Source organism: Ferruginibacter profundus (assembly GCF_054783275.1).
Genome location: NZ_BAAGQW010000002.1, coordinates 1,850,774 through 1,866,748, shown reverse-complemented (window position 1 = coordinate 1,866,748; position 15,975 = coordinate 1,850,774). Strand labels below are relative to the sequence as shown.

General features: G+C 39.6%; 12 protein-coding genes. 7 read left to right on the top strand and 5 right to left on the bottom strand.

All coding sequences use genetic code 11. The annotated features are described in order from the left end of the window. Positions 1–31: 31 nt before the first annotated feature. Both bcp and ACYVM0_RS18105 read right to left on the bottom strand, forming a co-directional pair. Positions 32–505, bottom strand: a complete 474-nt coding sequence (gene bcp / locus ACYVM0_RS18110) for a peroxiredoxin (RefSeq protein ID WP_460559269.1) — start codon at positions 503–505, stop codon at positions 32–34. Positions 506–535: 30 nt separating this feature from the next. Further along, positions 536–2,245, bottom strand: a complete 1,710-nt coding sequence (locus tag ACYVM0_RS18105) for a M23 family metallopeptidase (RefSeq protein ID WP_460559267.1) — start codon at positions 2,243–2,245, stop codon at positions 536–538. 54 nt (positions 2,246–2,299) lie between these two features. On the opposite strand from ACYVM0_RS18105, the gene ACYVM0_RS18100 reads away from it, so the two are divergent. From ACYVM0_RS18100 to ACYVM0_RS18070, 7 genes are all read left to right on the top strand, one after another. Then, the gene (locus ACYVM0_RS18100; protein ID WP_430990825.1) at positions 2,300–2,596 is read left to right on the top strand and encodes a hypothetical protein; all 297 of its coding nucleotides are present in this window, start codon (positions 2,300–2,302) and stop codon (positions 2,594–2,596) included. 151 nt (positions 2,597–2,747) lie between these two features. Then, positions 2,748–5,591: a carbamoyl phosphate synthase large subunit gene (gene carB, locus ACYVM0_RS18095; RefSeq protein ID WP_460559265.1), complete on the top strand. Its 2,844-nt coding sequence runs from the start codon at positions 2,748–2,750 to the stop codon at positions 5,589–5,591. Between the two features lie 297 nt (positions 5,592–5,888). After that, positions 5,889–6,443, top strand: coding sequence for an ORF6N domain-containing protein (locus tag ACYVM0_RS18090; protein ID WP_460559263.1), 555 nt, complete (start codon positions 5,889–5,891; stop codon positions 6,441–6,443). A 52-nt stretch (positions 6,444–6,495) separates the two neighbouring features. Next, positions 6,496–8,595, top strand: coding sequence for a ComEC/Rec2 family competence protein (locus ACYVM0_RS18085; protein WP_460559261.1), 2,100 nt, complete (start codon positions 6,496–6,498; stop codon positions 8,593–8,595). 12 nt (positions 8,596–8,607) lie between these two features. Continuing rightward, positions 8,608–10,113, top strand: coding sequence for a bifunctional phosphoribosylaminoimidazolecarboxamide formyltransferase/inosine monophosphate cyclohydrolase (gene purH / locus ACYVM0_RS18080; protein WP_460559259.1), 1,506 nt, complete (start codon positions 8,608–8,610; stop codon positions 10,111–10,113). Between the two features lie 251 nt (positions 10,114–10,364). Continuing rightward, complete coding sequence (locus ACYVM0_RS18075) at positions 10,365–11,273, top strand: DMT family transporter (RefSeq protein ID WP_460559257.1); 909 nt, start codon at positions 10,365–10,367, stop codon at positions 11,271–11,273. Positions 11,274–11,320: 47 nt separating this feature from the next. Further along, positions 11,321–12,007 (top strand): lycopene cyclase domain-containing protein, encoded by a 687-nt coding sequence (locus tag ACYVM0_RS18070; protein WP_460559255.1) that lies wholly within the window; start codon positions 11,321–11,323, stop codon positions 12,005–12,007. Positions 12,008–12,068: 61 nt separating this feature from the next. Here ACYVM0_RS18070 and pgl read toward each other — a convergent pair whose 3' ends face one another. The 3 genes from pgl to gndA all read right to left on the bottom strand — a co-directional run bounded on the left by pgl (position 12,069) and on the right by gndA (position 15,842). Further along, on the bottom strand, positions 12,069–12,791 hold the full coding sequence (pgl, locus tag ACYVM0_RS18065) for a 6-phosphogluconolactonase (RefSeq protein WP_460559253.1): 723 nt from the start codon (positions 12,789–12,791) through the stop codon (positions 12,069–12,071). A 42-nt stretch (positions 12,792–12,833) separates the two neighbouring features. After that, positions 12,834–14,342, bottom strand: coding sequence for a glucose-6-phosphate dehydrogenase (zwf, locus tag ACYVM0_RS18060; RefSeq protein ID WP_460559251.1), 1,509 nt, complete (start codon positions 14,340–14,342; stop codon positions 12,834–12,836). Between the two features lie 96 nt (positions 14,343–14,438). Beyond that, positions 14,439–15,842, bottom strand: coding sequence for an NADP(+)-dependent, decarboxylating phosphogluconate dehydrogenase (gene gndA, locus ACYVM0_RS18055; RefSeq protein WP_460559249.1), 1,404 nt, complete (start codon positions 15,840–15,842; stop codon positions 14,439–14,441). Positions 15,843–15,975 lie beyond the last annotated feature (133 nt).

Here is a 15,975-nt window from a genome sequence, read left to right as displayed (position 1 = left end):
TTTTAAAGTGGTTACACTTTATCAAACGCAATTATTGTTCCAGCAGTTGCCAGGCATTTAAAATTTCTTCGGTATGCTGCTTACTTTTAGGCTTTAAAAATATTTTTTTTACAATACCTTTTTCGTCAATTAAAAAGGTGGTGCGGTGTAACCCCATATAAGTTCTGCCATACATTTGCTTTTCGCCCCATACACCGTATTTGTCAATAATAGTATGATCGGCATCTGCAATTAAAGTAAAGGGCAGCTTATATTTTGTTTCAAATTTTTTATGTTTTTTTTCTTCATCGGGGCTAACGCCTAAGACCACGATGCCCTTCTTTTTAAGCAACCCAAAATTATCTCTGAGGTTGCAGGCCTGTACAGTGCAGGTTGGTGTATCATCTTCGGGATAAAAATACAGGACTACTTTTTTGCCTTTGTAATCTGCCAGCGAAACGGTGTTGCCATCCTGGTCTTTGCCTTTAAAAGCGGGTGCTTTCTGACCTTCTGTTACTGATGTCATCTCTATTTTGTTAATTGGTTTATCGGTTAACTATCTTGTAAAATGATATATTTTTTCTGTTACATTTCCCACCTGGTCTGTTGCAGCAATTTTTAATTCATGCTCACCCGGCTGGCATCTATCATCAAAAAGATAAACAAATGTTCTGCCTTTATCGTTGCTGAAACGTAACCAGTTGCCATCTAATGTTGCCGTAAAATTTTCTATTTCTTCTGTATTATCCGATACAACAAATTTTATAGCGGATAGTTTACTGCAATTCATCCCCTCTTTAAAACCAACCGGGGATATTGAAGGAGGTATGGTATCCTCCATTAGTTGAAAATTACCAAACTCCCTGAAGCTGGCTTTGTACCAGCCATTTTCATATTCTGCCTTTACATAATCATGTTTATTGTTTACAAAGCGGTGCATCACCATTTTACCGGGTAAAGACGACGTGGCTTTTATTTTTACAGGAAAATAACTGTGTACCGGCACGCTGGTATTATGCAGCTGGTAAATAGTATACCCGCCGGGTGCAGGTATTTCTTTGTACAGAAAATGTATGGTATCGTACAAGGCATTCTCGGGCAAATAAAAACTGATGCTGCTGTTTTCGAAAAGATTGATAAATGACGGGATGAATTTTGTTGCAAAAGGAGTGCTATTTTCTTTTGCCAGGGGCATAAAGCCGGGACCACGCCTTACCTGGAATTGCAGTGTGGAAGTATTGCCGAAAGCATCTTTAACCACGATCTTTATATTATGAATACTATCGTCTTCCAATGATACCAGGCCATCGCTGTTAAAGGTTTTGTAGATGCTGTTGTTATAACCAGGCAATCTTGCCAGGTGTTCTATAAACGGGCCACCACTGCTTCTTAACCTGTAATCAATATGTGCATTCAGGTACCTGGTTTCATCATAACTGATATTATCGATCTGGAAACCACTTACCGGGGTTTCATTGTCATACAGCATCGCTTCGTAGATACCATTGCGGTTGTTGGAAGCATTATACCTGTCAAATGCGCCAATGCCAAAACTTAACTTATCAGTGCTGGTGATCATTAAAGCCGGAGATACAGTATAAATGCCTTTTAGTTTTTTAACGGCATACATTTTTGCTGTTTGTTCGTAAGTACTGATACGCCTGTCGTACACGGCTAAACGAACAATATCGGGCGCTACATTGTCGGGCAGCGGAAAGCCGAATAAAGAAGGGTTTAATACTTTATCAGTTTTAGTATCCCGTATTTCAAAATGTACATGTGGGCCCTGCGATCCGCCGGTGCTTCCGCTGTATGCAATAAAACTGCCTTTTTTTACAGGAAATAAACCGGCAGGGATATCTAAAAAAACTTTCCAGCTTTTTAACCGGTACTGTTGTTCCGTTACATATTTTTCCAGCTCCGGATTAAAATTATTTAAATGGGCATATAGCGTAGTGAGGCCATTGGGGTGATTGATATAAATAGCACGGCCAAAACCAAAGGGTTCAATTTTTACTTTGGCAATATAGCCATCCGCTGCGGCAACCACCTGCAGGTTTTGTTTCTGGTCTGTTCGGCAATCTAATCCCATGTGATAATGATTGGGCCTTAGCTCACCAAAATTGGCCACAATGCCCTTTGTGGCAATCACCACGGGCCACTCAAAATAATGCTGCGGATAATTTTTAGCGGGGAAGGATTGTGCCTGCACAGAAACGGATACCACACATAACAATACCAATGCAACTGATCTGTATAAATTCATATCTTCAATTATAGTGCAAATCTAATTTTAAATCAATATTAAAAAACATTTATCATGAGTGTCAATTCAAAACATATGGCTACTTTTTTGCTCGGTGCAGCTGCGGCATTGGCAGCAGCTAAATATATGAGCATGACACCGGAAGAAAAAGAGAAACTTGCCGGCGATCTTAAAGACAAGGCCAATAAGCTAAAAACTGAGGCCGAAGGCTTTGCAGATAAAGCAAAAGATTATTTTGAAGAGCTGAAAACCAAAGGGGCAGCAGCATTTAAAGAACATTTAGGCGATGCAGAAAAATTAATGAGCGATCTTTTTGGGAAGAAAGACGGTACCGCATCAAATCCTTCATAGGAACAGCCCTGCGTAGGGATATGCTTCAGGAGTGTTCTTACAGCAACATCTATGCAAACGTTCCCATAAAAAAACTGTGCATATTATGCACAGTTTTTTTATTTCCCCCATTTACAATTACTTTTGCACGCCTTTACAAGGCAAACTACATATGCCAAAAGACATTTCCATTACATCAGTACTAATTATCGGCAGTGGCCCCATCATTATTGGCCAGGCCTGCGAATTTGATTATAGCGGTACCCAGGCTGCCCGAAGCCTGAGAGAAGAAGGGATCAAAGTGTTCCTGATCAACAGCAACCCGGCTACAATTATGACGGACCCCATGATGGCAGACAAAGTGTACCTGTTGCCGCTAACTGTAGAAAGTATTGAACAGATACTGGAAGAAAATGATATTGATGCTGTTTTACCAACCATGGGCGGACAAACCGCATTAAACCTTTGTAAGGAAGTAGATGAGCTGGGCATCTGGGAAAAACATAATGTAAGACTGGTTGGAGTAGATATAAAGGCCATTGATAAAGCCGAAGACAGGGAAAAATTCCGCCTTTGGATGATTGAAATGGGAATACCGGTTTGTCCTGCAAAAATTGCCAACTCCTTTTTAGAAGGAAAAGAATTTGCACAGGAAATAGGCTTTCCATTAGTATTGCGTCCCTCCTTTACCCTGGGTGGAACCGGTGGTGGTATTGTATTTAAGAAAGAAGAATTAGACGAAGCGCTGAACAGGGCCTTAACTGCAAGCCCCATGCATGAGGTACTGGTGGAACAGGCTGTATTGGGCTGGAAAGAATTTGAACTGGAATTATTAAGAGATGCAGCTGATAATGTGGCCATCATTTGTACGGTGGAAAATTTTGATCCCATGGGTGTGCATACCGGCGACTCTATTACCGTTGCACCCGCTATGACGCTGAGTGATACTGCATTTCAGCTGATGCGTAATACTGCCATCCGCATGATGAGGGCATTAGGCAATTTTGCCGGCGGCTGTAATGTGCAGTTTGCACTTAATCCGCAAACAGAAGAAATTATAGTGGTGGAAATTAACCCCAGGGTAAGCCGTTCTTCTGCACTGGCCAGTAAAGCCACCGGTTACCCCATTGCCAAAATTGCAGCAAAGCTTGCAGTTGGCTATAATTTAGATGAATTAAAAAACCAGATCACCCAATCTACCTCTGCCTATTTTGAGCCGGTACAGGATTATGTGATCGTTAAAATACCCCGCTGGAATTTTGATAAATTCAAAGGTGCCGATGATACCTTAGGTTTTCAGATGAAATCGGTGGGAGAAGTAATGGGCATTGGCAGAAGTTTTGCCGAAGCGGTGCAAAAAGCTTGTCAGAGCCTGGAGAATGAATCGGTGGGCCTGGGTTATTATGGCAAGAGCTTAATGCATGCCGATGAGTTGCTGGAATATATTAAAATACCGAAGTGGGACAGGATATTCCGTATTAAAGATGCGCTGATGGCGGGTGCCAGCATCAAACGTATTTGCGAAAGCACCAAGATTGACCGCTGGTTTATTTACCAGATACAAAAGATATGCGACTGCGAAAAGGAAATTGCAAAATACGACCTTAAAACCTTGCCGGATGAAGTGTTGACCGAAGCTAAATTTTTAGGCTTTAGCGATGAACAGATCATCCGCATAATGAAAGAAGAAAATGCAGAACTGATCTACGAAAGAAGAAAAACAATGGGGCTTACCCGGGTGTTTAAAATGGTGGATACCTGCGCCGCGGAGTTTGAAGCAAAGACACCTTACTTCTATTCTACTTTTGAAAATAAACCTGCAGGTGAAACTACCCTGGTCAGTAACGAAAGTAAATTATCGGCAAAGAAAAAAATAATTGTACTGGGCAGTGGACCTAACCGTATTGGCCAGGGAATTGAATTTGATTATTGCTGCGTACACGGGTTACTGGCAGTAAAGGAAGCCGGCTTTGAAGCCATTATGGTGAATTGTAATCCTGAAACAGTTTCTACAGATTTTGACATTGCCGACAAATTATATTTTGAACCCGTTTTCTGGGAGCACTTATGGGAAATCATTGAACACGAACAACCTTATGGTGTGATTGTACAGCTGGGCGGGCAGACCGCTTTGAAGCTGGCGAAAAAATTACACGAAAAAGGGATTACAATAGTCGGTACCTCTTTCAACAGCATGGATATTGCCGAAGACCGCGGCCGCTTTAGTGATACACTTAAAGAACTGGGCATTCCTTATCCTAAATATGGTACGGCTTACAATACTGATGAGGCCATTGAAGTAGCGAAAGAAGTGGGTTACCCGGTGCTCATCCGCCCCAGTTATGTAATTGGCGGCCAGCGCATGCGTATTGTACTGAATGATGAGGAACTGGAAAAAGGTATCTTAAGCCTGATCAAACACCTGCCCGGTAATAAAATATTAATCGACCACTTTTTAGACCGTTGCCAGGAGGCTGAAATTGATGCCATTTTTGACGGTACCGATTTTCATGTGATGGGAGTGATGGAGCATATTGAACCAGCGGGTATCCATAGTGGTGATAGTAATGCCGTGTTGCCGCAATTCAACCTGACACCACTGGTGGTGGAAACAATGAAAGAATACGCCGAAAAAATTGCACGAACATTACAGATCAAAGGGTTGATCAATATTCAGTTTGCCATTAAGGATGGTAATGTATTTGTGATAGAAGCCAACCCACGTGCCAGCCGTACCACACCATTTATTGCTAAAGCCTATCAAATACCTTATTTGAATATTGCTACCAAAATAATGATGGGTGTAAATATGCTGAAGGATTTTACCTTTGAAAAGAAGCTGAAAGGTTTTGCTATTAAAGAACCGGTATTCTCTTTCAATAAATTCCCGGGTGTAAATAAAGAGTTAGGGCCGGAAATGAAAAGCACCGGCGAGGCCATACGTTTTATAAAAGATCTGCGTGACCCTTATTTCCGCCAGTTATATAAGGAAAGAAGTATGCATTTAAGTAAATAGTGCCGGGATGCCTAAAGCGGCCTGAATCCTGATTTATAAAAGAACCGACAGCGGGTGGTTTACCCGAAGTAAAAATAGTATGAGGCCACAATTAGTGGCCTCATTTTTTTGTACTGTATTTACTAAGGCTATATGTTCAAGGTTACAGATTGTGACCTTGAACATATAAGGGACTTTCACCGCCCGGCATTTCGCAGAACAGAAATGTTTTTATAAACTATAGCGCTGCACTATTTAGTATTCGCTGCCAACCTTTTCCGCCTTACCAAAGTCTTTTTTTTTAATCCCTTCCCCAATATGCAAATAATACAAAGCATCCAAAACAGGATTTACGAAATAAGAGGCGAAAGAGTTATGCTGGATAGAGACCTGGCATTTCTGTACGAAGTGGAAACCAAAGTTTTAAACCAGGCAGTAAAACGTAATATAAAGCGATTTCCGGCAGATTTTATGTTTCAGCTTACGGAAGATGAGTTTGATTCTTTAAGGTTTCAATTTGAAACTTTGGATAATAATTCTTTGAGGTCACAATTTGTGACCTCAAAGGGCAAGGGCGGAAGAAGATATTTACCCTACGTTTTTACTGAACAAGGTGTTGCCATGCTCAGCGGTGTTATCAACTCCGACAAAGCCATCAGCATGAACATTGCCATTATGAGAGCTTTTGTAGCGGTGCGCCAGGTATTATTAAAGCAAAATGATATTAAAGAACAGCTGAAAGAAATTAAAGAACGTATTGGAGAACATGATGTACAGCTCAACCAGATATACGATGCTATGGAAAATTTATTAGATGAAAAAGCCGCTCAACGAAAATGGGATGACAGGGAAAGGATCGGGTTTAAGCAATAAGTATCCATTTCCTGAATTGTATAAAATTATTTGATTTGGTTTACCCCACTATATGCCCCAACCCTTCAGCATACCCGTTTATAAAACTGCTCCCTTCATCCGCCTGCTGCTACCGTTTATTGCAGGCATTGTTTTACAATGGTATGTACAAATTGATTTTCCGATAATTGTAATGGCAATCATTGGTTTTGGTATTGCTGTTATGCTGTTTTATTTTTTACCATTGGCGGTAAAATTTAACTTGCAGGCATTGCAAGGTATACTGATCAACTTACTGCTACTCAGCTTTGGTTTGGTAATTACATGGCAAAAAGATGTGCGTCACAGCAATAAATGGTATGGTAATTATTATAAAGACTCTAATTGTATTGTTGTAAGAATTGCAGAGCCGCTAATCGAAAAAGCAAAATCTTATAAGGCAGATGCAGTTGTGGAAACAATAGTCAATGATGATACTGCGGTAAATTGTAACGGCAAATTATTATTGTACTTTTCTAAAGACAGCACAACGGAGCAGTTACATTATGGTGATAGAATACTGATCAATAAAAACCTGCAGGCCATAAAAAATTCCGGTAACCCCGGTGCCTTCAATTACGAACGCTACGCAGCATTTCAGCAAACTTTTCACAATGTATTTTTAAAAGGAAAAGATTGGGTACCGTTGCCCGGGAAAAATGTGAATGCCTTTAAACAATTTATTTTTTCTGCAAGAGAAAGTATTTTGAATAACCTGCGTAAAAATATCAATAGCGGTAAAGATGAGTTGGGAATTGCAGAAGCCTTACTGATTGGGTATACTAACGATCTTGATAAGGACCTGGTACAGGCATACAGTAACACCGGCGTGGTTCATATCATCGCCATATCCGGCATGCACCTCGGGTTGATCTATGTAATGCTGGTGTGGTTGTTTGCAAGAGTTCCTTTTGTAAAAAGATCAAAACTGGTACAGGTGATTTTAATATTGAGTTGCCTCTGGCTATTTTCATTGCTTACCGGCGCTTCAGCATCGGTGTTGCGTTCAGCAGTGATGTTTACTTTTATCACTATTAGCAATAACCTGGCAAAAAAATCTTCCATCTATAATTCACTGGCCGCATCGGCATTTGTACTGTTGTGTTACAATCCGTATTTTTTATGGGATGTTGGTTTTCAATTATCGTATTTAGCCGTGGTAGGCATTATCGTTTTTCAAAAACCTATTTATAATTTGTTGTACATAAAAAATAAATGGATCGATAACGTATGGAAACTGATGGCCATTTCATTAGCTGCACAAATACTTACCTTCCCGATTTGTATTTATTATTTTCACCAGTTCCCTAATTTATTTTTAATTACCAACATTATTGCGGTACCCCTATCGGGTGTTATACTATATGCGGAAATATTTGTAGTCGCATTTTCGTGGATACCTTTTATTGGCGCATATGCCGGTAAAATAACGGGCTGGCTGGTTTGGGTGATGAATAAAATTATTCTTACAGTCAATAATTTTTCTTTTGCCGTGTGGGATAAAATTCCGGCCACCATTCTTTCTACCTGGTTATTGTATGCAGTTGTAACCGGTCTGAGTGCGTGGCTGATCAATAAAAACAGGATTGTATTTAAGATTTCATTACTGGCGCTGCTGGCTTTTGTTATGGCGCATGCTTATGGCAAATGGCAGATCAGGAATCAGCAGAAATTAATTGTATATAATGTGCCGCAGCACCAGGCCATTGATTGGGTACAGGCAAATGATTACACCTTCACCGGCGATAGCGCTTTACTGGAAGAAGGCATGCTGCAAAATTTTCACCTGAAGCCCGGCAGAATTGCATTGCAACTGAATCACAGAACAGATACTATTACAACGCTTTTTAAAAAGGCACCGTTTTACGAGTTTGGAAATAAAAGGGTTCTGGTAATTGATAAGCCCCTGGTTTTTGAGCCGGTGTTACAAAAAATTAATGTTGACATCATCATCATTTCCAAAAGCCCGAAACTCTACATTCCGCAACTGGCCGCAGTTTTCAACTGCAGGCAGTATGTGGCCGACGCTTCTAACAGTTTGTGGAAAATTGGCAAATGGAAAAAAGATTGCGAACAACTACATTTGCACCTCCATTCAGTCCCCGAAAAGGGAGCATTCATTGTAGATTTATAACCAGTTTTCAACATGCAAAAGAAGATTACATCAGCGCTTATTTCCGTTTTTTATAAAGATGGTTTGGAAAACATCGTAAAAGAATTACACAATATTGGTGCAGTTATTTACAGTACCGGCGGCACCCAGAAATTTATTGAAGATTTAAAAGTGCCCTGCGTGCCGGTGGAATCGTTGACAAGCTATCCTTCTATTTTAGGAGGCCGTGTTAAAACACTGCATCCATCTGTGTTTGGTGGTATTTTGGGAAAGCGTGATGATGCACAGCATGTTGCTGAGATGAAGCAATACAATATTCCTGAGATTGATTTAGTGATCGTAGATCTGTATCCTTTTGAAGAAACTGTTGCCTCAACAACAGACGAAACTTTAATTATAGAGAAGATTGATATCGGCGGTCCCAGTATGATTCGTGGTGCAGCTAAAAATCATAAAGATGTAGTGGTAGTTGCTGCTAAAAAGGATTATCATCTACTGGAACAGATATTGAAAGAACAAAAAGGCGAAACTACTTTGGAACAACGCCGCATGTTTGCCATCAAGGCATTTGATGTTTGTACAGGCTACGATCTTGCCATCTCCAATTATTTTAATCACACCGATTTTATCAATCCTTTTAATAAAACAAAAACGGTGTTGCGCTATGGAGAAAATCCGCATCAGCAAGGTATTTTCTACGGCAACCAGGAAGAAATATTTGATAAACTGCATGGCAAGGAGTTATCGTATAATAACCTGGTAGATGTGGATGCCGCCGTACAAATTATCTCTGAATTTACTGATACTACTTTTGCAATTATCAAACACACCAATGTGTGCGGCGTGGCACAAAGGCCCACAGTGAAAGAGGCATGGGATGTGGCTTTGGCCGGTGATCCTGAAAGTGCTTTTGGGGGTGTACTGGTTTGTAATGCAGAAATTGATAAGGCTACCGCTGTAGCCATTAACGAAATATTTTTTGAAGTATTAATAGCACCGTCATTTTCAGGTGAGGCATTGGATATTTTGAAAACTAAAAAGAATCGCATTCTTTTAGTGCAGAAAAAAGGATTAACTGCAACGCATCAATACAAATCAGTGTTGAATGGTTTATTAACTCAACAAAACGATGTAGGTAATTATACTGAATGGAAAGAAGTGGGTGGCGTGGAAACAACGGCTGCTGAAAAAGAAGACCTCATCTTTGCAAATATTATTTGCAAGCATTTAAAAAGTAATTCCATTGCGTTGGTAAAGGGCAAACAATTAATAGGCAAAGGTTGCGGACAAACCTCACGTATCGATTCCCTACGTCAATCCATTGAAAAAGCAAAGCAATTTAATTTTGACCTGAATGGTGCTGTATTGGCCAGTGATGCATTTTTCCCTTTTGATGATTGTGTAAAGATTGCACATGCTGCCGGTATTACTTCGTTTATTCAACCCGGTGGTTCTATACGTGATAATGATTCTATTGAATTTTGCAAACAACATCATTTAGCGATGGTGATAACCGGCTTGCGACATTTTAAACACTAAAAACGTAATATCGTTTTAAGGATGTCATGCTGAGATGCCTATAGTTTTTCAGGTTCTTTGCAAATAGAGGAGTAAAGAATTTTCTCAGCTTCGCTGGAAAAATAGTCATAAAGCCGTTAAGGCACAAAAGAAAAACGCCTGGCTTTTTTATACTTCATGTCTTAGCGTTTTTGTGGTTAAATTTATTTTTTGTAAAAAAATCTCAACCTTTTAATATACCTGTCATCTTTTTTATTTGCTAATCAAAACGAATGCTATCATCTAAAACATCCCGGCAAAAGGCACTGCTTGCTTTAGCGTGGGTATGTTTTTTCTGGGGCACCACATGGCTGGCGTCAAAAGAAGGGGTGCAGCATATGCCGGCAATACAATTGTGTGCCATACGCCAGTTGCTGGGCGGCTCTGTTTATTTAATTTATTTTATTCTTACCAAACATCCATGGCCCAAAGGCAAACAGTGGATCACTATTTTAATACTGAGTATTTTAAATTTCATGTTAAGCAACGGGCTTAGTACCTGGGGCGTACAATATATTTCCAGTGGCTTGGGGGCTATTATTGGCGCTATATTTCCGTTATGGTTGGTATTGATTGCATTGTTTGGCGGCGACAGGTTGCCACAAAAAGCGATACTGGGTATGGTGATGGGCTTTGGCGGAGTATGTATCATTTTTTATGATCACCTGAAAGATTTTTTAAATGCCGATTTTACCAAGGGTATTATACTTTCGGTGATAGCCACCGTATCGTGGGCATTTGGTTCTTTATATACAAAAAAGCATGCAGCAAATTTTAATCCTTATTTCAGTTTAGGATTGCAAATGCTTATTTCCAGCATCGCATTGTTCAGTGTATCTTATGCTACGGGCAATACGGTCAGCGTTGCTGCAATACCTGCTAATGCATGGTGGGCAATATTGTATTTAGTGGTTATCGGATCGGTACTTACATTCATTGCTTACATTTATAGTTTACAAAGACTACCTACATCACTGGCATCGTTATATGCTTATATCAATCCTATGGTTGCTATTTTATTAGGCGCATTGATTTTTCACGAAAAACTGAATATGTATATTGCCGTTGGTGGCGCTGTTACCATTACAGGGGTATACCTGGTAAACGATACCTTCAGAAAAAAAACTCAGCCGCCATTATAAACTTTTAATACGTTACTTTGTTTTATTAAAGCAAAGACAAAACCATATTGAACTCCCATTATACATATTTTTTAATTTTAGCAGCGTCACTAGCCGGGCCGTTACTATTGAGTTTTGATAAAAAAGTAGCATTTTATAAAAACTGGAAATATCTTTTTCCGGCGATGTTGTTACCAGCGTCATTGTATATTGTCTGGGATTTTTATTTTACCGGTAAGGGCGTCTGGCATTTCAACGAAAATTATATTACCGGGATAAAAATTTATAATCTTCCCGTTGAAGAAGTATTGTTCTTTTTTATTGTACCGTATTGCTGTGTATTTATCTACGAATGCATCAGGAGTTATTTTCCTAAAATAAAAGATAAAGCAACGGCTGATGTGATATTGATGGTACTGGCATTAATATTATGGATTACAGGCATTATCTGTTACCAGAAATATTATACCAGCTGGACATTTATTTTCAACGCCCTTTTTATTGCGATCATTTACAGTTTCAGAAAATATTTTAAAACATTTGATGCTGCATCTTTTTTAGTTGCCTACAGCATCATGTTAATTCCATTTTTAATTGTAAATGGATTTTTAACTGCAATTCCTGTTGTGCTGTACAATAATGCAGAAAATGTAGGGTTAAGGATCTATACTATTCCTTTTGAAGATACTTTTTATGGCATGCTGCTGATACTGATGACGATTGTGATCTATGAAAACCTGAAGAGTAAGGATTGAAAGATAAAATAAAGGCTACCTGAATAAAATCGTATGTAAGCGGTGTTAATTCGTGACCAACTTATCCGCCGCAGGCGGCTTCATCTAAAAACCAAAATGTATTCTCTTTTGCCTTAACCATTGCTGCCGGCAACGAAGCCCCGCTTTTAGAGAATATCTTTTTAAGAATAGCAGCTTTACCTGCTCCGCTAACTAAGAAGGCTATATTTTTTGCCTGGTTAATAAACGGCATCGTAAAACTGATGCGGTCCATATTTTTTTCTGCCACCCAGATATTTTTTACCCGGTTTTTTTTATCGGTAAGTAACGGGCTTCCGGGAAAGACAGAAGCAGTATGCCCTTCTTCACCAATGCCTAAAAGCACCAGGTCGAAGGGATGTTTGTTGTTTACATATTTTTTTATGGCTGCTTCATATAGCGAGGCAGATTGTGCAGGAGTAACTTTTACTGTTGGTACAGCAAGGATATTTTTCTTAGGTATGGGTACATGTTTTAATAAAGCTTCATTAGCCATTTTAAAATTGCTTTCATCGCTGGCGGGTGCAACAAAGCGTTCATCACCAAAAGCAACAATCACTTTTTTCCAGGGGATATTGTTTTTATAAGGAGCCTGCGCCAGTAATTCAAATAATAATTTTGGTGTACCACCACCTGATAATGCAATAGTAAAATATCCTTTTTGCTGTACTGCTTTATTACTTTCTGTTACAACCAGGTTGGCAACAGCATGGCTGAATGCTATTGCATCGGGCCATACTGTTTTTATAGTTATTGCTGTTGGCATATTAATATATGGTATTGCGTTACTGAATTTATTGCACCGGTTTTATTGAGCTGTTTTTGCTACCGGTAACACCACCCATTGTTTTGCGTACGGCTTTAATAAACTGGTGGCGGCAGCTGGCCCCCATGTGCCGGCAGCGTATTTCAATAATTGTTTTTTAGGATTCTTTTTCCATGCATTAATAATTGGCATTACCACTTTCCATGCGGCTTCCACCTGGTCGCTACGCATGAACAGGGTGGCATCCCCATCTAAAATATCCAGCAATAAAGTTTCATAAGCTTCCGGTGTTGCTTCGGTGTAAGATTCTTTGTAGGTAAAATCCATTTCCACCGGCTTCAGTTTCATTTGCACACCGGGTACTTTACTTTCAAATAATAAGCTGATCTCCTGCTCGGGTTGAATGCTGATCAAAAGACGATTAGGTACAGTATCATCTTTAAAAATTTTATACGGCGAATCTTTAAACTGGATCATAATTACCGATGCCTGCTTAGGTAAACATTTTCCTGTGGCTAAAAAAAACGGCACGCCTTTCCATCTTTCATTATTGATAAAGAATTTGCCGGCAATAAAAGTTTCGGTTGTAGAACCGGGCGCAATATTTTCTTCCTGTAAATAACCTTGCTGCGGTTGTTCATTAATGGTTCCGCTGGTGTATTGTGCCCTTACTATATTTTTAAACACTTCTGCTTCGGTATATGGTTTTATTTTTTTCAATACAGCTGCTTTGGCATTGCGTATACTGGCTTCATCATATTTGCCGGGGCATTCCATTGCCACTACACAAAGCAGTTGCAGCAAATGATTTTGTATCATATCCCTTAATGCACCGCTGCCATCGTAATAACCACCACGTTTACCCACACTCACCTGTTCGGAAAGTGAGATCTCCACATGGTCGATGAATTTATTATTCCAAACGGGGGAGAAGATGGTATTGGCAAAACGGAAAGCCATGATGTTTTGCACTGTTTCTTTGCCTAAATAATGATCGATGCGGAAGATCTGTTTTTCTGAAAAGCGTTTTTGTAAGAACGTATTTAATTTTTGTGCGGTTGCCAGGTCGGTACCAAATGGTTTTTCAACAACTATCCTGTCGAGCTTAACCTGGTTGCAGATCTTGTTTTTATACAAACCTTCTGCAGAAGCCTCAATAAATTGTGGGGCAATGGCCAGGTAAAAAGTACGCAGGCAACGTTGTTTGTTTTTTTTATCGAATGCATCCAAATGTTCTTTCAGCGTAATAAAAGTGCTGTTGTCTAAAAAATTTCCCTGCTGGTAAAAAATATTACTGCTGAAAATTTTCCAGTTATTATCATCAGGTTTTCCATTACGTGAAAAGGCAGCAATACCTTCAAAAAGATCTTTTTTAAATTGCTCGTTCTTGTCTTCATTGCGGCCCAATAATAAAATAGTGAATTTTTCAGGTAAGTGTTTGCTTAAAAAAAGATTGTAAAAAGCCGGGATCAGTTTACGTTTGGTTAAATCGCCGGTGCCACCAAAGATAACTATCGCAGCAGGGTGTTTAATGCTATTGTGTTTTGCCATTGGTTTATTTGTTTTTTATTGCACTGATTTTACGAATTGCACTAATTGAAAACACAAAATTCGAATAGTTAGTTTTAATTCTTGTAATTGTTTTCGTTAATTCCAGTTGGTATGAAAATTTCCTTCTTTATCAATTCTTTCATAAGTATGAGCACCAAAAAAATCTCTTTGTGCCTGTATTAAATTAGAAGCCGATCTTCCGGTACTGAACATATCGAAATAATTGAGGCTACTGCTTAGTACCGGCATGCCAATTTTATTATCCATGCCTGTTTTTAATGCGGTAACTAATGCGTTTCGTTTTTCTTCTAATAGAGAATAAAATGTTTTATCCAGTAACAGGTTTTTTAGAGCCGGATCATTTACATAAGCCTTACGGATATCGTTAAGCATAACAGAACGGATGATGCAACCGCCTTTCCATATCCGTGCAACTTCAGCCATGTTAATTTCATATTTATACGTATCAGAAGCTGTTTGCAACAAATGCAACCCCTGTATATAACTTACCGCCATGCCAAAGTATAAAGCATCATGCAAAACCTGTATCAGCTGCTCTTTACCTGTAGTAGTAATTGCCGTTGCCGGAGTAAAGCCGTCAATAATCTCTCTTTCTTTTTTATAAGCAGACAAATCCCTTGCAGCAACTGCTTCATCAATAGCAGGCGTTGGTATATGCAGTTCCAGTGCACTTTCGCTGGTCCACATGCCCGTGCCTTTTTGTGCAGCCCTGTCTAAAATTACATCTACTAATCTTTTGGTTCCATCCACATCATCCGGTTGTAAAAATACCCTGGCTGTTATCTCTACTAAAAAAGATTGTAACGCACCATCATTCCACTTGGTAAATACCTGGTGCAGCTCATCATTATTGCAAGCACCAACATTTTTTAAAATGGCATACACTTCACTTATCAGTTGCATGATGGCATATTCAATACCATTGTGTACCATTTTTGTGTAATGTCCTGCGCTGCCATTGCCTACAAAAGTTACACAAGGGCCCTCATCCGTTTGTGCAGCTATCTTTTCTAAAATATTTTTTAATTCGGCATAACCATCTTTGTTGCCACCCGGCATCATGCTGGGGCCAAGCCTGGCGCCATCTTCGCCACCGCTTACCCCCATGCCTGTAAAGTGTATGCCTGTTGATTGCAGGCGTGCAATCCTTGCATCGGTATCCGTAAAATGCGAATTTCCACCATCTATTAAAATATCGCCGGCTTGTAACAATGGTTTTATTTCATCAATTACGGCATCTACAATTTTTCCTGCCGGTACCAGCATCATAATGCGGCGTGGCGTTTCCAGGCTTTCCACAAATGCCTGCATGGTTGCAGCAGCCTGCACGGGTTTGTCTTTCCCTTCTTCCAGCAAACGTTTTTGCTGATCGGTATTGCGGTCGTAGCCACAAACAGCAATGCCATGGTCGGCCATGTTGAGTACGAGGTTGCGGCCCATCGTTCCCAAACCTATCATTCCAAATTGCGCTTTTTGCATATTCCTTATTTTACTCAATTTAAAATTACTATAATTGTTATGAAGTTACTTTAATGTTAAGAGACTATCTAATTCACTGCGTGAATTTTTGGTTTGCTACAAATTACACCGCTGAATACAAGTTTTGCAGGCG